Origin of the sequence: Streptomyces sp. ISL-10, assembly GCF_018614575.1 — a bacterium.
Taxonomy (GTDB): domain Bacteria; phylum Actinomycetota; class Actinomycetes; order Streptomycetales; family Streptomycetaceae; genus Streptomyces.
Genome location: NZ_JAGGOJ010000003.1, coordinates 83,238 through 100,212, shown reverse-complemented (window position 1 = coordinate 100,212; position 16,975 = coordinate 83,238). Strand labels below are relative to the sequence as shown.

The following is a 16,975-nucleotide window of genomic DNA, read 5'->3' as shown; positions in this document are numbered from 1 at the left end:
GTCAGCCCCGCGCGAAAACGGCCACCGTGCGGGCCGGCACGGAGAACGTGCCCGTACTCCTTGCGTACGCCGAGGACTTGACGACCTCGTCCGCGCCCGTGCCCTGGATGCGGTGCAGCCCGTACGGCGTGCCCGCCAGTTCCGTGATCCGCTGGGTCTGCCGCTCCGGCGTGGCGTTGAACACCACGACCAGGTCACCGAGCCGCATGGTGATCACGCCCGGGGTCTCGTCCTTGCCGGACAGCGGGAAGGAGAGCGCGGACTGGACGTCCGCCGCGGTGGCCAGGCCGAAGGCGGGCTCGGTGGTCCGGACCTCGAGCAGGTCGCGGTAGGCGGCCGAGGCGCCGTCGATCTGGTCGCAGCCGACGGTGAGCGCCGGATTCGTCAGCAGCGGCTTCGCGTATCCCCACTTGGGCTTGTTGTCCGCGGCGGGCGGCAGGCCGCGGCCGAAGCCGTTGCCGTCGCGGCAGTCCCAGTGGACGGCGTTGAACCAGTCGCCGCTGTCGTAGGAGTTGCGGTCCAGCGACTTCGAGCGCAGCAGGTCGGTGCCCGCCTGGGAGAGCGCGGGCCCCTGCGACAGGGCCGAGGTCGCCATCGCGAGCACCTGCATGCGCGCCCGGTCCGCCGCCGGGGTGCGGGCGGGGAGCTTGAAGGCGAGGGCGTCGTACAGCGTCTCGTTGTCGTGGGCGTCCGCGTAGGCGAGCGCGTCACCGGGCGCCGCGGCGTAACCGGCCGGGGAGCCGTTGTAGTCGACCTCCGAGCCCTTGACCTCACGGCCGCTGGTGTCCCTGAAGGAGTACGACGCGAGGTTGCCGGACAGGCCCACCTTGATCAGGTCCTGGTAGTGCAGCAGCCGCGTCCGCTGCTCGGCCTCGGTGCCGTTGGCCTCGGAGGTGTTCGGGTCGGTGTAGAGGCCCGAGGCGAAGCCCTGCACCCCCGGATCCTCGTCGAACGGGCCGCCGCCGCGCACGGCGTCGCGCGCCCGGTCGGAGAAGGTCGCGATGCCGGTGCCGGCCATGTTCTTCTGGGTGGCCTGCACGAAGCGGGCGTCGTCGGCGATCTCGCCGAAGTTCCAGCCCTCGCCGTACAGGACGATGTTCTTCCCGTCGACGCCGTCGCGTTCGATGGTCAGCTTGTCGAGCGCGGCACGCACCGCGAGGATGTTGGCCTTCGGATGGTGGCCCATCAGGTCGAAGCGGAAGCCGTCCACCTTGTAGTCACGCGCCCAGGTCACCACCGAGTCCACGACGAGCTTGCCCATCATGGCGTTCTCGGGCGCGGTGTTCGCGCAGCAGGTGGAGGTGGCGACGGAGCCGTCGGCGAGCAGCCGCTGGTAATAGCCGGGCACGATCTTGTCGAGAACGGACTTGTCCGCCTGACCGCTCGCGACCGTGTGGTTGTAGACGACGTCCATGACGGTGCGAAGGCCGTCCTCGTTGAGGGACTTCACCATCTGCCGGAATTCGACCGTGCGCTTCGTGCCGTCGGGGTCGGTGGCGTAGGAGCCCTCGGGGACCGTGTAGTGCAGGGGGTCGTAGCCCCAGTTGTAGGCGTCCTTCGCGGCGGCCTCGGCGACGCAGGCCTGCTGCTCCTCCGAGTCGGGTGCGTAGATCTTCAAGTCGCAATCCGGCTGCTGCTGGTCGCCCTTCTTCTCGGGGATGGTGCCGATGTCGAAGGCGGGCAGCAGGTGGACGTAGGAGGTGCCGGCGCCGGCGAGTGCGCGCAGGTGCTTCGAGCCCTTGCTGTCCTTGTCGGCGAAGGCGAGGTAGGTGCCCCGGTGCTCGGCCGTCGGGTCGGCGACGGAGAAGTCGCGGATGTGCAGCTCCTGGATCTGGGCGTCCCGGAGCGGCACGGCGGCCGGCTTCTTCAGCGCCGACCAGCCGGGCGGAGCGAGAGAGGTGTCCGAGAGGTCGACGACGATGCTCTTCTGCGAGTTCGCTGTCAGGGCGAGCGCGTAGGGGTCGGTGACCTTGTTGGTGACGATCTTCTGGACGCTCGGGGCCCAGACCTTCACGGCGAAGCGGTACGTCTTTCCCTTCCAGTTCTTCCTGCCCTTGACCGACCAGACGCCGCTCGCGTCGTCGCGGCGCATGGCGACGGTCCTGCCGCCGAGCTCCAGGGCCACCTGCTGCGCCGTCGGCGCCCACAGCCGCAGCGTGGGCACGCCCTTGCTGTCGAAGGTGGCGCCGAGCGAGGTTTTGGTGGCCTTCGCGGCATAAAGGTCGTCGAGCACTCCGGCGATCTGGACGCCGGTGGCGGTGACCACGGCGCCGTTGGCCGCGTACTGCGCCGCCACGAGCTGCCCGCGAAGCGCCTCGCGCACCCTGTCCCGGTCACGCTCGTCGACGTGGTAGGCCGTGTACGCCTTGAGATGCGGGTACTTCGCCTTCTGCGCGTCGGTCAGTGCCGCCTTGTGCAGGCGCAGCACCCGCGCGTCGCCGGTCAGGGCGCCGTCCTCGACGGCGATGGAGCCGTCACGTGAGTAGAGCAGGGCGCTGGAGGCGGCGGCGTCGCTGCCGTTCCAGGCCACAGTGTTCTCGTCGATCCAGACTGCCTGCGCCTTGGCCAGGTCCAGGGCCGCGCCGCCGCCCTTGGGCTGCGGCAGAAGGTACTTCTCCTGACCGGCGAGCAGCCACACCTCGTGGCCGTTCGCCTTGAGATCGAGCGACTGGTCGGACGGCAGGTCCTTCTCGTCGCCCTTGTGCAGGATGTAGCTGAGCGAGGTCGCACCCGCCGCGAGCGGCACCTCGAAGACCGCGCCGTACGCGTCGGTCCGTACGGGCTCCAGCGGCTTGGACCAGTCGGTGGGGTTCGCCGCGCCGGTCCAGGTGTGCAGTCCCCAGCCCGCGTGGTCGCCGTCCGCCCGCTTGTAGTGCAGTACGGCCTTTGACGTGTCCTGGGGCGGGTAGGCACCCTCCGGCGCGGTCGCCAGGACCTCCGGCTTGCCCTGCTCGATCCAGACCTCGCCGGTCTTCGACAGGTCGATGGTGCGGTCGGCGTCGGTGTCCTTCACACCGTCCTTGTTCACGGCGATGAAGCCGACCGAGGAGGCGCCGGGCTTCAGCTTCACGTAGGCGAAGGCGCCGTACGCGTCCCGGCCGGTGAAGGGCTTGCCCGCGGGCCAGGTGGTGCCTTCGCCGTCGGCGATGTCACCCCAGGTGTACAGGCCCCAGTCGGCGTAGTCGCCGTCCGCCCGCTTGTAGTGGACGACCGCGTAGTCCCGCTGGGTGGCGGTCGGCGGCTGCTCGACGGCGGGCGCGCCGCTGGTCGTCGTGGCCGTGGCACTCGCGGTGCGGCCCGCGCTGTCGACGACGACGGCCTTGTAGCGCAGGGCGGTTCCGGCCGGAGCGGTGATGTGCTGGGTGACCTTGTAAGGGGCGTGGTCGGCGGAGCCGAGGACCTGCCACGTGCCGTTGCCGACCTGCGCGGCGAACACGACCCGGTTCAGCTGTCCGCCGTCGGTGTCGGCGGCGATCTCGACGGTGCCCGTCGCGCCCGCGTCGGGGGCCTTGAGCGTGACCGTGGGCTTCGCGGCGGGCGCGGCCAGCGGCTTCGCGGCCTTGAGCACGAGCGAGGAGAGCGCCGGGACGGTGACCTCGACCGTGGCGTCGCCGCCGCTGCGGACGGTGGCGTCACCGCCGTGGATCGCGATGAAGGCGGTGTCGGGCGAACCGGTCGGAATGCGGACGGTCTTCGCGGCGTCCGCGTTGTTCAGGGCCACGACGTACTCGGTCCTGGCCGCGTGGTCCGTACGGGAGAAGGCGTACACGGAGCCTTCTGCGTAGCGCTGCTGCTGGATGCCGTCCCGCAGCGCCGGGTGGGCCTTGGTCAGCTTCGACAGCGCGGCGACGGACCGGTACAGCGGGTGCGCGGTGTCGTACGCGTCCTCGGCGTGGGTGCGGCCGGTGCCGAGCTGGTCGTCGTCGAGATAGTCGGCGGTCTTCGACGCGAACAGGCTCTGGCGTGCGTCCTTGTCGCCGCCCGCACCGGTGAAGCCCTGCTCGTCGCCGTAGTAGACGACCGGGTTGCCGCGGATGAGGAACATGAGCTCGTTGGCGAGCCGGTAGCGCTTCAGCAGCTCGCTGTCGCCGGCCTGCGGGTTGTCCCGCCGCAGGAAGGTGCCGAAGCGGCCCATGTCGTGGTTGCCGAGGAAGGGCACGGACTCGTAGGCGTTGGCCTTGTCCGTGGTGTAGCGGTAGTCCTGCGCGAAAAGGTTCGCCAGCTTGTCGGCGGAGCCGCCCTGGGAGGCGTAGCCGCGTGCCGCTTCCTGGAAGGGGAAGTCGAGCGTGGCGTCGAGGCGGCCGCGGGTGACGTACGGCGAGGTGATCGCCGGATCGGCCGAGTAGACCTCGCCGAACATGAAGAAGTCGTCCCGGCCGCGCTTGGCCGCGTAGGCGTCGAGGGCGGTGGCCCACTGGGTCCAGAACTCGGTGTTGACGTGCTTGACCGTGTCGATGCGGAAGCCGTCGATGCCGAAGTCGCGCACCCAGCGCTGGTAGATCTTCGTCATCCCCTCGACGACCTCGGGACGCTCGGTCCACAGGTCGTCGAGGCCGGAGAAGTCACCGTGGGCGGCCGACTCGCCCGCGAAGGTCGAGTCGCCCCGGTTGTGGTACATCTCCGGGTCGTTGAGCCAGGCGGGGACCTTGACGTTCTTCTTCGCCTCGGGGACGACGGGCGTGCGCGGGAAGGAGTCCGGGCCCGTCCGCGGGAAGCCGTTGCCGCCGTCCGCGTAGTCGCTGTCGTCGAACGGCTCGCCGTCCTTCGTCAGGTACGGGAAGGCTCCCTTGGACAGATAGCCGTACGACTTCTCCTTGTAGTCGACGACATCGGCGGTGTGGTTGGTGATGACGTCGAAGAAGACCTTCATGCCCTTGTCATGGGCCTTGTCGATCAGCCTCTCCAGGTCGGCGTTGGTCCCGAAGTGGGGGTCGACCTGGGTGAAGTCGGTGATCCAGTAGCCGTGGTAGGCGGCGCTCGCGTCCTTGCCCTCGCCCTGGACGGGCTGGTTCTTGAAGATGGGCGCCATCCAGATGGCGGTGGTGCCGAGCCCCTTGATGTAGTCCAGCTTCTCGGTGAGCCCCTTCAGGTCACCGCCCTGGTAGAAGCCCTTGTCGGCCGGGTCGAAACCGGTGGTCGTCCGGGTGCCGGTGAGGCCGCCGCGGTCGTTGTCGGTGTCGCCGTTGGCGAAACGGTCCGGCAGCACGAAGTAGAACTGTTCGCGCGTCAGGTCGTGGCGGGCCGGCTGGGCGGCCAGGGCTCTGTCCGAGGGCGGCGGTGGCGGCTTCGGCGCGGCCGCCGCCGGAAGGGCGGGAACGAGCGCCGCGACCGTCGCCGCGGCGACGGCGGCCGCGCCCGGGCGCAGGCGGATACGGAGGCGTATCACACGGATCTCCTGGATGAGGGTGATGGTGAGCGGGTGCCAAGGTGGCGCCCCGCTCCGGGAGGAGGAGCGGGGCGGTGGGAGAGCTGCGGACGTCAGCCGCAGGTCCGTGCGCCGGTGTGCAGCGCGACCGCGGTGTTGGGGCCGAGGGTCGCCGTGAACTGGCCGGAGCCGTTCACCGTGACGGGCCTGTTGTTCTGGACGTCGCAGTAACTGCCCGAGGGCAGCGAGGTCTGGAAGGTGCGGGTCAGCGACCATGTCTCGTGGTTGATGGCCACATACGCCTTGGAGCCGCGCCCGAAGGCGATCTGGTCGCCGCCGTTGTCCCACCAGTTGGTCACGGACTGGCCGCGCGAGACATTGCGGAAGGCGACCATCGAGGAGATCTCGCGCCAGGCGTGCTGGCACTTCCACCCGTCGCTCCAGCAGGCGTTCACCTGTCCGCCGCCTGGCGGCCCGGCGTCCTTGTCCGACCACTCGTAGCCGGAGTGGACGTCGGGCGAGCCGTAGGGCCAGGCCAGCATGAAGACGCCTGCCAGGGTGTAGTCGGCGCCGTTCTTGTAGGTGAGGGTGTCGCCGCCGCGCTCGGTGTCGTGGTTGTCGACGAAGACGCCGGACTTCGCGGACTCCATGTAGCCCCAGCCCTCGCCGTAGTTCTTCAGGTAGGCGAGGTTCTCGTTCTGGAAGACGCGCTTGAGGTCGCGTGCGTAGCGGAACTCCTGCACGTCGCCGTTGCCGAGGTACTCGCTCGGCGAGACGGCTTCGCCCGCGCCGTATATGGCCTCCTGCTTCCAGTACACGGACGGGTTCGTCAGCTTGGCCTTGATGGCCGCGAGATCACCCGCGGCCATGTGCTTGGCGGCGTCGATGCGGAAGCCGTCGACGCCGAGCGACAGCAGGTCGTTCATGTATCCGGCGATCTTCGTGCGGACGTACTCCTCGCCGGTGTCCAGGTCGGCGAGCCCGACGAGTTCGCACTCCTGCACGTTCCAGCGGTCCTGGTAGTTGCTGATCTGCGAGGTGCAGTTGTTCACGTCGTACCAGGAGTACAGGCCCGGGTAGTCGTACTTCCCGTACGTGGAGCCTCCGGTGCCGGTGCCGGTGCCGGAGCCGGCCGCCATGTGGTTGATGACGGTGTCGGCGACGACCTTCACGCCCGCGGCGTGGCAGGTGTCGATCATGTTCTTGAAGGCGGTGCGGTCGCCGAGGCGGCCTGCGATCCGGTAGCTGACGGGCTGGTACGAGGTCCACCACTGCGGGCCCTGGATGTGTTCCTGGGGCGGCGAGACCTGGACGTAGCCGTAACCCGCGGGACCGAGCTGGTCCGTGCAGGCCTTGGCGACCGAGGAGAACTTCCACTCGAACATCACGGCGGTGACGTCCTTGTCGCCGGGCGGCGCGGCCTGTGCGGGCGCGGGCGCCGTGACGGCCACAGCGGCTCCCGCCAGGACGGCGAGCGCAGCGGCCACGGTGGTGCGGGCCATGGTTCCTCCTGCTCTTCAGGGAGGTGCGGATGCGAGGGTGCAGCCTCGTACGGTCAACGCGCCGTGCCCGCAAGGCCTTTGAGGATTCTTGTGCAAGAAGTCTGAAACTTGTTGCGGTCGAGACCGTACGACCCGCCCCGCGACCCGGTCAACCCTCTGGACAGGGCTTCATGACGACTGGATGACGACGGGAAAACGTGGCCGTTCCGTGTCCGCAAACTCTTTCGCAAGCTATTGCAGCGGTGTTACGTTCAACAACGACTCCGGTCCGGCCCTCACCTGGGCCGCGGTTGATCGGGGCAAGGGCCGTTGGCGGTCATCCCGAGTGGGTGGCTTCCACGGGGTCTGCGCCGGCCGGGGGTCCCGGTCCGTGCCGGGCCCCACGCGCCCGGCCGGCCGGACCGGTCCCCGCCGGCTGCCGGACCCGGCCGCGGAGAGCAGCCGGGTCCGGTCGCTAGAGAGCCGGGGGCGCGCCCGTGGAGCCGCGCACGACGAGCTCCGGCTGAAAGACGAACTCCGTGCGCTGCACCGGATTTCCGTCGATCTCCTCGATCAGCGCGTCCACCGCGGCCGTGGCCATCGCCTGTACGGGCTGACGCACCGTCGTGAGCGGCGGGTCCGTGAACGCGATGAGCGGCGAGTCGTCGAAGCCGACCACCGAGACGTCGCACGGCACGTCGAGGCCGCGGCCGCGCACCGCGCGGACGGCGCCGAGCGCCATGAGGTCGCTGCCGCACACGATGCCGGTGCATCCCGCGTCCAGCAGTGCGCCGGCGGCGACTTGGCCGCCCTCCACCGAGAACAGCGTGCGCCGGATGAGGCCCTGTGCCTCGTCATGAGTGCGGCCCAGCAGAGAATGCAGGGCGGCGACGAACCCCTCCGCCTTGCGGCGCGAGGGGACATAGCGGGTGGGGCCGACGGCGAGGCCGATGCGTTCGTGCCCCAGCTCCACGAGATGGCGTACGGCCATGCGCGCGGCCGAGCGGTCGTCGGGCGAGACGAAGTGCGCGTCGACGCGCTCGTTGAAGCCGTTGATGAGAACGAACGGCACGCCCCGGGAGGCCAGTTTCACATAGCGCGAGGGGTCGGCCGAGGTGTCCGCGTGCAGCCCGGACAGGAACACGATGCCCGTGACGCCGCGCTCCTCCAGCTGCTCGACGAGCTCGTCCTCGGTGGCGCCGCCGGGCATCTGCGTGCACAGCACGGGCGTGTACCCGTGCCCGGCCAGCACCTGCTCGATGACCTGGGCGAACGCCGGGAAAATCGGGTTCGTCAGCTCGGGGATGACCAGCCCGACCAGCCCGGCACTGCGCCGTTTGAGCCGCACGGGGCGCTCGTAGCCGAGCACGTCGAGCGCGGCCAGCACCCGGTGTCTGGTCGGAGCGGCGACACCCGCCTTGCCGTTGAGCACCCGGCTGACCGTGGCTTCGCTGACCCCGGCCTGGAGGGCGAGGTCGGCGAGCCTCGGGACGGCGTGCGTGGCGTCGCCCCGAGGCGGAGGGACCGTCACACCGCCCACCAGGCGGTGGTGTCGGCGGGCACCTCGGCCGCATCACCGTCGACGCGCACCGTCGAACTGGCCAGCAGCAGCTGCCCGTAGGCGGGCAGGGTGACGGGCTCGGACGTCGTGTTGGCGACGCAGACGAAGCCGCCGCGGCGCAGGACGAGCACGCCGTCGGGGGCGTCCAGCCACTCCACGGCGTCGCCCGCTCCGAGCTCCGGCCGGGCGCGGCGCACCGCGAGGGCGCTGCGGTACAGCTCCAGCGTGGAGCCCGGGTCGCCCGTCTGCGCCTCGACGCTGAGCGCGGCCCAGCTGTCGGGCTGCGGGAGCCAGCTGCCGCCGCTGCCGAAGCCGTACGAGGGGCCATCGACGGTCCACGGGATCGGCACCCGGCAGCCGTCGCGGAAGCCGTCCTGGCCGGCCGCGCGGAAGAACGACGGGTCCTGGCGCACCTCGTCCGGCAGGTCGGTCACGTCGGGCAGGCCCAGCTCCTCGCCCTGGTAGAGGTACGCGGAGCCGGGGAGCGCCAGCATCAGCAGTGTCGCCGCGCGGGCGCGGCGCAGGCCGAGCTCGCGGTCGCCGGCGGTGCGGATCTGGGTGCCGAGGCCCGCGGGGTTGGCGAAGCGGGTGGCGTGCCGGGTGACGTCGTGGTTGGAGAGCACCCAGGTGGCGGGGGCGCCGACCGGGCGCATCGCGTCGAGGGACAGGTCGATCACGGCGCGCAGCTCGACGGCGTCCCACGCGGTGCCGAGGTACTGGAAGTTGAACGCCTGGTGCAGCTCGTCGGGACGCACGTAGTTCGCGGTGCGTTCCACGGTCGGCGTCCATGCCTCGGCGACGGCGATCCGCTCCCCGGGGTACTCGTCGAGGATCTTGCGCCAGCTGCGGTAGATCGCGTGCACACCGTCCTGGTCGAAGAACGGCATGACGTCGTTGCCGAGCAGCTTGAGCTGGTCGTGGCCGCCCAGGTCGGGCAGGCCGTCGGCCTTGATGAGGCCGTGGGCGACGTCGACGCGGAAGCCGTCGACGCCCATGTCGAGCCAGAAGCGCAGGATGGAGCGGAACTCGTCGGCGACGGCGGGGTGTTCCCAGTTGAAGTCGGGCTGTTCGGGTGCGAACAGGTGGAGGTACCACTCGCCGTCCTCGGTGCGGGTCCACGCCGGCCCGCCGAAGATGGACTCCCAGTCGTTGGGCGGCAGTTCGCCGTTCTTCCCCTTGCCCGGCCGGAAGTGGTACCGGGCCCGCAGCGGGGACCCGGGCCCTTCGCGCAGCGCACGCTTGAACCACTCGTGCCGGTCCGAGGAGTGGTTGGGCACGAGGTCCACGATGATGCGCAGGCCGAGTGCGTGGGCGTCGCGGATGAGCGCGTCGGCGTCCAGGAGGGAGCCGAACATCGGGTCGATGGCGCGGTAGTCGGCGACGTCGTACCCGGCGTCGGCCTGTGGGGACGCGTAGAAGGGGCTGAGCCAGACGGCGTCGACGCCGAGGTCCTTCAGGTACGGCAGCCGGTCGCGCACGCCTTTGAGGTCGCCCATGCCGTCGCCGTTCCCGTCGGCGAAGCTGCGCGGGTAGACCTGGTAGATCACCGCGTCGCGCCACCAGCCCGGACGGGTGCTGTCGCGGGTGTGCGCAGGGGCAGTGAGGTGCTGGGTCATGTCTTCCCTGAGTAAGAGATGGCGGACGGGAACAGGTCGGGGGCGCGTCAGGACTTCGCCGCGCCGGCCGTGAGGCCGGTGACCAGGTGGCGCTGGACGAGATAGAAGACGAGGGAGGCGGGCAGGGCGATGAGGACCGCGGTCGCGGCCATCAGGTCCCACTGGGTGTCGTACTGGCTGACGAAGGTGGTCAGGCCGATCGACAGGGTGTACTTGCCCTGGCTGAGCATGAACACGGAGGCGTACGCGACCTCGCCCCAGGCGGTGAGGAAGGTGTAGAACGCCGCCACTGCGAGGCCCGGCCGGGCGAGCGGCAGGATCAGCCGGTAGAAGGTGCCGAACGGGGTGAGTCCGTCGACACGGCCGGCCTCGTCGATCTCGTGCGGGATGGTGTCGAAGTACCCCTTGAGCAGCCAGGCGCAGTACGGGACGGCCGTGGTGCAGTAGACGAGGATGAGCGCACCGTAGGTGTCCAGCAGGCCGAGATCGGCGACGATCTTGTACAGCGGCACCATCAGGATGGCGACCGGGAACATCTGGGTGACCAGGAAGGTCCACATCAGCTGCCGGTGGCCCGGGAAGCGCATCCGGGAGACGGCGTACCCGGAGCTCGCGGCGATGAACACGCCGAGCACACAGGTCCCGAGGGCCACGATCATCGAGTTGCCGAACCAGGTGAGGAACTCCGTGTCGGCGAGAACGGCCGAGTAGTTCTCGAAGCTGATCTTGCCGGCGATCTCGTCGGGGTGGAGGAAGTCGGTCTTGTCCGGGCCCAGCGAGATCCAGGCGATCCAGCCGACCGGGAAGAAGGCGATCAGGCTCGCCACGATCAGCGTCGCGTGGATGGCGATCGAGGCCCCGAGGCTGCGCTCGCCGCGGCGGCGGGCTCGGGTGCGCTCGGCGGAACCGGTAGGCCGCTTCACCGGGGCTGCGGCGGGACGTTCGGTGAGGGTGCTCATGTCGGTGGTGTCCTTGTCGGCATCAGGCGGCGGACTGCTCGTTGCGAGCGAGCCAGCGCCGGTAGAAGGAGGCGAAGACGATGAGCATCGACAGGATGATCACACCGTACGCGGCCGAGCCGGCGTAGTCGCGCGGGTCCTGACCGAAGCCGAGGCGGTACGCCCAGGTGACGAGGATCTGCGCCTCGGGGGCACCGGTCGCGCCGAAGAGCAGGAAGATCACGACGAACTGGTTGAAGGTCCAGATGACGCCGAGCAGGATCACGGTGGAGCTGACCGAGCGCAGACCGGGCAGCGTGACGTGCCGGAAGCGCTGCCAGGCGCTCGCGCCGTCCATCTCGGACGCCTCGTAGAGATCACCGTTGATGGACTGGAGGCCGCCGAGGAGCGAGACCATCATGAAGGGCACGCCGACCCAGACGTTGACCATGACGGCGGAGACGCGCTGCCAGAGGACGTCGCTGAGCCAGCCGGGCTGCGGCAACTGCAGCCAGCCGAGCGCCGTGTTCAGGATGCCGCCCTCGTCGGCCAGGATCAGCCGCCAGGAGAAGACCGTGACGAAGGTGGGCACGGCCCACGGCAGGATCAGGACGAGCCGGTAGAAGGTACGGCCGCGCATCTTGCGGTTGAGGAGCATCGCGAGTCCGAGCCCGATGCCGTAGTGGAAGGCGACACAGACCACCGTCCACACGATCGTCCACAGGAAGTGCGGCCAGAACTGGCCGTCCGCGCCCGAGAGGATCTCCGTGTAGTTGTCGAGGCCGACCCAGGAGAAGGAGTCCGGGATCTTGTTGACGCCGATGGTGCGGCCGATGTTCTGGCTGTTGGCGTCCGTCATCGACAGATAGATGCCGCGGATGAGCGGATACAGCACCAGCACGCCGAGCACGAGGACGACCGGGGCCACCATGGCCCAGGCGTACCAGTGCTTCTCGTACGACAGCTTCATACGGGCAAAGAGCCCGGGGCGCCCGGGGCGCGGGGCGCGCCCGCGCTCGGCGGAGGTTGCGCCCTCAGCGGCGACGGTCATCTTCGGCACCTTCTCGGCGTTCTTCTCGGCAGTTGACTGCGGTGTGTCGGGACGCGGCTGTGCGGCCGGCCCGCCCCGTCAGGAGGGCGGACCGGCCGCTCGGCTTCAGGAGTAGTCCTGCAGCAGCTTCTTGTAGGCCGCGGCGGTGTCGTCCAGGCCCTTCTGCACGCCGACCTTGTCCTGGAGGACCTTGGTGACGTTGGTCTCGAAGTCGGTGTACAGGGAGCTGTAGCTGGGGTCCGAGCCGCGCGCCTTGCCGCTCTCGGCGAGCACCGTCTGCATCTCGGCGAAGCCGGGCAGCGCCTTGACGTCGGCGGTGTACGCGGAGGTGCGGGTCGGCAGGGTGCTGTTCTTCAGCGCGATCTTCGCCTGCGTCTCACCGGAGGTCATGAAGCCGATGAACTTCTGCGCGGCCTTCTGGTGCGCGGCGTCGGAACCGGCGTAGAGGGACAGGTTGTGGCCGCCGATCGGGGCACCGGAGGCGCCGGTCGAGCCGGCCGGGACCTTGGAGACGCCCAGGTTCGCGGCGTCCTTGAACGCGGAGCCCTTGTAGATGTTGGTGAGCTCCCACGGACCCTGGACGATCATCGCGACCTTGCCGGTCGTGAAGGCGTCCTGCATGTGCGCGTAGGAGTCGGCGGAGACGTCGAGCTTGGCGACACCGTCGGCGGCGAGCAGGCTCTTGCTCGTCTCGATGGCCTTCACCGCCTTGTCCGAGTTGACGGTGATCTTCTTGCCCTCGGAGTCGATCAGGTCGACGCCCTCGCCGTAGAGGAACGGCATCTGGTAGTAGCCGGCCTTGTTCAGCCAGAAGCCGTCGGCGTCGGTCTTGTCGGCGACCGCCTTGGAGACCTTCTTCAGCTCCTCCCAGGTGGTGGGCGCCGCCTCGAAGCCGGCCTTCTTCAGGAGGTCCTTGTTCCACATCAGCGCGAGCGTGTCGGTGACGATCGGCGCGCCGTAGGTCTTGCCCTCGTACTGGGCCTGCTTGAGCAGAGCGGGCGTGATGTCCTCGGAGTTCTTCAGCGCCTCGGTGCCGTCGAGGGGCGCGAGGAACTGGGACTTGGCCCACGCACCGGTCCAGCCGACGTCGGCACGGATGATGTCGGGGGCGCCCTTGCTGCCGGCGGCGGTCTGGAACTTGTTCTGGGCCTGGTCGAAGGGGACGTTCACGTACTTGACCGTGATGTCCTTGTTGGCCGCCTCGAACTCCTTGATGAGGGCCTTGTAGTTGGGCGCCTCGTTGGTCGCGTTCGAGGTGTCCCACCACGTGATGGTGACCGGGCCGTCGGCCTCGCCCTCGTCTCCGCTGCCCCCACCGCACGCCGTCGCCGAGAGGGCCAGTGCCGCTACCAGCGCGGTGGCCGCTATGCCACGCCGCATGTGAACTCCTTCAACTGTGCCCGGAAGGGCGGGGGCGACCTCGTGCCTCCCACCGACCGCTCCCTCGCGGCGCCGGGTTGCCAGGAACGTAACAGGGCTGAAAAGCATCGGAAAGACCTTGCGGCAAATTTCTGCAAGGCCCGCTGATCGTTACATCCGCGTGTCCGGAGAGTTGCCATCGAATCGCTTGACACCGTTCCCGACACAGGGTGGGGCCTGCCGTAAGGCGTCCGCAACCACTCCGCAAAGTTTTGCAGACCTGTGATCGGACCCTCACGCCGTCGTGCCGCAACCGTCCGAATCCGGTGCGTGGTGGGCAATCCTCCGTACGAGCGGTACAGTCCACTGACATGACCGCGCGGCTCGCCGACATCGCAGCCCAGGCGGGGGTCAGTGAAGCCACAGTCAGCCGCGTGCTCAACGGCAAGCCCGGTGTGGCCGCGGCCACCCGCGAGTCCGTCCTTGCCGCGCTCGACGTGCTCGGCTACGAACGGCCCGTGCGGCTGCGCCAGCGCAGCGCCGGCCTGGTCGGTCTGATAACCCCCGAGCTGGACAACCCCATCTTCCCCGCGCTGGCGCAGGTGATCGGCCAGGCGCTGACCCGCCAGGGATACACCCCCGTCCTCGCCACCCAGACACCCGGCGGCTCCACCGAGGACGAGCTCACCGAGATGCTGGTCGACCGGGGGGTCTCCGGCATCATCTTCGTCTCCGGTCTGCACGCCGACACCACCGCGGACATGGAGCGCTACGACCGGCTGCGCGCCCAGGGCGTGCCGTACGTCCTCGTCAACGGCTTCTCCGCCAAGGTGCAGGCACCCTTCGTCTCTCCCGACGACCGGGCCGCCATGCAGCTGGCGGTGACCCATCTGGTCTCGCTCGGCCACACCCGGATCGGCCTCGCCCTCGGGCCCAGGCGGTTCGTGCCGGTGCTGCGGAAGATCGAGGGCTTCCAGGCCGCGATGCAGGAGCGGCTCGGGCTCACTCCGGAGGAGTCGCAGGAGCTGATCCAGCACTCCCTCTACACGCTGGAGGGCGGTCAGGCCGCCGCCTCCGGGCTCATCGCCCGCGGCTGCACGGCGATCGTGTGCGCCAGCGACATGATGGCGCTCGGCGCGATCCGCGCGGCACGGCAGCAGGGGCTGCACGTGCCGAAGGACATCTCGGTGGTCGGCTTCGACGACTCGCCGCTCATAGCGTTCACCGATCCTCCGCTGACCACCATCCGCCAGCCCGTGCAGGCAATGGGCCAGGCGGCGGTCCGCGCGCTGCTGGAGGAGGTGGGCGGGACCCCGGCCCCCCACAGCGAGTTCGTGTTCATGCCGGAGCTGGTGGTGCGGGGCTCGACCGCGTCGGGGACGAAGAGGTCCGGCTCCGACCAGTGACGCGGCCGGTGCGGCGGCCTGGGGATCCGGGCCCGCACGTCCCTGGCCGGGCCGGCCCCCGGGGGCGCTCCCACACGCTGCGCGCGGCCGGCCGGCGGGTGCCCGAGGACGTCGCGGTCGTCGGCTCCGACGACTCCCCGCCGGCCCGGCACCGATCCGCAGCTGACCACGGTCCGTCAGCCGGTGGAGGAGATGGGGCACACGATGACGGGCGTCCTGTTCGAGCAGATGCCCCGGGCGCGGCCGCGGGGCGGCGCAATGTGGTGCTCGCGACCGCGCTGATCCGCCGGCACAGGCGTGGGCATGTCCGCATCGGCGTCCGCCCGCAGGGCGGGGGACCACGGCGTCCGCCCGCAGGCCGGGGGACCACGGCGTCCGGTGCCGCTCGGGCTTTCGGCCAACTGCAGGGTGGGGGCTCCCGCGCCCGAGGCTGTGTGCAAGCGTGCTCGGCGGATCGGGCCGGGCCGGGTCGGCCTATGCCTGCACGACCTGGCGCCGTCGCCCACGCCGGAGCGCGCGCCGTCCGCGGTGAGCGGGCAAGCGCCGCGCACGCCCGGTGCGTGGCCCGTGAGCTCCTTGGGCGGCTGCTCGCCGGCGTGCAAACATGAAGACCTGTCCGCGCGACCCCCGGCCCCGAGGTACTGCTGTGACGAAGCCCGCCGCCCGCGAGCCGCAGAGGCGCAACTCGCGCTCCAACCGCGCCCGGATACTCGCCGTCGCACGCAGCGAGCTGGCCTTCAACCCGGACACCACGCTGGAGGAGATCGCGCGGGCCGCCGGCGTCGTGCGCCGCACCGTCTACGGACACTTCCCCGGTCGTACGGCCCTGCTCGAAGCACTCTCCGACGAGGCCGCCGAGGCGCTTCAGGCCGCCGTCGGCACCTTCACCGCGGCGGGCGCCGCGGACGAGTCGGCCGAGCGCGCGCTCGCCCGTTTCGTGCTCACCATCTGGCCGGTCGGCGACCGCTACCGCATGCTGATCGCCCTCGCCCGGCGCGACCTGGGCGCCGACCACGTCACCGAGGTCCTCTCCCCCGCACGCGCGGCGGTGAACGCGATCCTGGAGCGGGGCCAGACCGCGGGGTCGTTCCCCTCCCATGTGCCGGCGCCCGCGCTCAGCGCGGCCCTGGAGTCCCTGACGCTGTCGCTGCTGGAGAGTGTCAACGCCCGTTCGTGGAAGGACGACGGGCAGGCGACCGCGATCACGACGCTCATCGCGGCGGGCGTCCCTGCCCGCCGCGCGGAGGCCGAGGTGCTCGGCCTCGTGGCCCACGCCCGGCCCGCCTCCCGGGCGGCCGGCGAGGCGGAAGCGGACGTGGCCGCCGAAGCAGAGGGCTGATGCGCTCGATGTCCCGGCTGCGCGCCGCGGCCGCCGTCACCGTCCTGCTGATGGTGATGAGCGCGTGCTCCACGGGCGCCGAACCCGAGCCGCGCCCCACCGCGCCCGGTCCCCATGGGGACGGCGTCCGCCTCCCGGCCGCGGGCGCGGTGTTCGACTACCAGCTGGGCGGTGCCTATCCGCCGGGAGACGACGTGGAGGCCCTCTCCCGCGACCGCGGCGCCGAGCCCGTGCCCGGCCTGTACAACATCTGCTACGTCAACGCCTTCCAGACACAGCCCGGCGACGCCGTCACCTGGTGGCGCAAGCACCACCCCGATCTCCTGCTGCACGGGCGCGGCGGAGGACTTGTCGTCGACGAGGACTGGGACGAGCCGCTCCTCGACATCTCGTCGGCCGCCAAGCGCGGGGCGCTGCTCGACGTCGTCGGACCGTGGATCGACGGCTGCGCCGAGCGCGGATTCGACGCCGTCGAGCCCGACAACCTCGACTCCTACACCCGCTCGGACGGACTCCTCACCGAGGCCGACGCCATCGCCTTCGCCCGGCTGCTTGCGGGCCGGGCGCATGAGCGCGGGCTCGCGATCGCCCAGAAGAACACCGCCGAACTGCTGCACGCGCGCCAGGACATCGGCTTCGACTTCGCGATCGTGGAGGAGTGCGCGCGCCACGCGGAGTGCTCCGACTTCACCCGCGCCCACGACGGCCGCGTCTTCGACGTCGAGTACGAGCGGGGCGACTTCGCCGCCGCGTGCCGGGCCCGGGGCGCTCGTCTGTCCGTCGTGCTGCGTGACCGTGACGTGCACCCGGAGGGCGAGCCGGGCCACGTCCGCAGGACCTGCTGAACGTAGCGGGCCCG

9 protein-coding genes and 1 pseudogene are annotated in these 16,975 nt (G+C 70.4%); 3 read left to right on the top strand and 7 right to left on the bottom strand.

What is annotated here, in order from left to right; translation table 11 throughout:
• Position 1 precedes the first annotated feature (1 nt).
• From pulA to J7E88_RS01385, 7 genes and pseudogenes are all read right to left on the bottom strand, one after another.
• The gene (gene pulA / locus J7E88_RS01415; protein ID WP_215176364.1) at positions 2–5,386 is read right to left on the bottom strand and encodes a pullulanase-type alpha-1,6-glucosidase; all 5,385 of its coding nucleotides are present in this window, start codon (positions 5,384–5,386) and stop codon (positions 2–4) included.
• 98 nt (positions 5,387–5,484) lie between these two features.
• A pseudogene (locus J7E88_RS01410) lies at positions 5,485–6,867 on the bottom strand (alpha-amylase family protein); the annotation flags it as partial.
• A gap of 454 nt (positions 6,868–7,321) precedes the next feature.
• Positions 7,322–8,386 (bottom strand): LacI family DNA-binding transcriptional regulator, encoded by a 1,065-nt coding sequence (locus tag J7E88_RS01405; protein WP_215176363.1) that lies wholly within the window; start codon positions 8,384–8,386, stop codon positions 7,322–7,324.
• A complete protein-coding gene (locus tag J7E88_RS01400) occupies positions 8,374–10,023 on the bottom strand; it encodes a glycoside hydrolase family 13 protein (RefSeq protein ID WP_215176362.1) in 1,650 nt (549 codons plus the stop codon). The genes J7E88_RS01405 and J7E88_RS01400 overlap by 13 nt, the downstream gene beginning before the upstream one ends.
• A 47-nt stretch (positions 10,024–10,070) precedes the next feature.
• Complete coding sequence (locus tag J7E88_RS01395; RefSeq protein ID WP_215176361.1) at positions 10,071–10,982, bottom strand: sugar ABC transporter permease; 912 nt, start codon at positions 10,980–10,982, stop codon at positions 10,071–10,073.
• Between the two features lie 22 nt (positions 10,983–11,004).
• The gene (locus tag J7E88_RS01390) at positions 11,005–12,012 is read right to left on the bottom strand and encodes a carbohydrate ABC transporter permease (RefSeq protein ID WP_215176360.1); all 1,008 of its coding nucleotides are present in this window, start codon (positions 12,010–12,012) and stop codon (positions 11,005–11,007) included.
• 105 nt (positions 12,013–12,117) lie between these two features.
• Positions 12,118–13,392 carry an extracellular solute-binding protein gene (locus tag J7E88_RS01385; protein ID WP_215176358.1) on the bottom strand — a complete coding sequence of 425 codons (1,275 nt, stop codon included), beginning with the start codon at positions 13,390–13,392 and terminating at the stop codon, positions 12,118–12,120.
• A 350-nt stretch (positions 13,393–13,742) separates the two neighbouring features.
• Here J7E88_RS01385 and J7E88_RS01380 point away from each other — a divergent pair, with 350 nt between their 5' ends.
• The 3 genes from J7E88_RS01380 (at position 13,743) to J7E88_RS01370 (ending at position 16,961) form a co-directional block, all read left to right on the top strand.
• A complete protein-coding gene (locus J7E88_RS01380) occupies positions 13,743–14,777 on the top strand; it encodes a LacI family DNA-binding transcriptional regulator (RefSeq protein ID WP_215176357.1) in 1,035 nt (344 codons plus the stop codon).
• A gap of 646 nt (positions 14,778–15,423) precedes the next feature.
• Positions 15,424–16,116, top strand: a complete 693-nt coding sequence (locus J7E88_RS01375; protein WP_215176356.1) for a TetR/AcrR family transcriptional regulator — start codon at positions 15,424–15,426, stop codon at positions 16,114–16,116.
• Entirely contained in the window at positions 16,116–16,961 is an 846-nt protein-coding gene (locus tag J7E88_RS01370) for an endo alpha-1,4 polygalactosaminidase (protein WP_374196205.1), read from the top strand. Before J7E88_RS01375 ends, J7E88_RS01370 begins: the two co-directional genes overlap by 1 nt.
• The last annotated feature ends 14 nt before the right edge of the window (positions 16,962–16,975 follow it).

Excerpts from the sequence above, each read along its gene's own strand:
- J7E88_RS01385 (WP_215176358.1), bottom strand. The coding sequence starts at position 13,392 with ATGCGGCGTGGCATAGCGGCCACCGCGCTGGTAGCGGCACTGGCCCTC.
- J7E88_RS01395 (WP_215176361.1), bottom strand. The coding sequence starts at position 10,982 with ATGAGCACCCTCACCGAACGTCCCGCCGCAGCCCCGGTGAAGCGGCCT.
- J7E88_RS01380 (WP_215176357.1), top strand. The coding sequence starts at position 13,743 with ATGACCGCGCGGCTCGCCGACATCGCAGCCCAGGCGGGGGTCAGTGAA.
- J7E88_RS01400 (WP_215176362.1), bottom strand. The coding sequence starts at position 10,023 with ATGACCCAGCACCTCACTGCCCCTGCGCACACCCGCGACAGCACCCGT.
- J7E88_RS01390 (WP_215176360.1), bottom strand. The coding sequence starts at position 12,012 with ATGACCGTCGCCGCTGAGGGCGCAACCTCCGCCGAGCGCGGGCGCGCC.
- J7E88_RS01370 (WP_374196205.1), top strand. The coding sequence starts at position 16,116 with ATGCGCTCGATGTCCCGGCTGCGCGCCGCGGCCGCCGTCACCGTCCTG.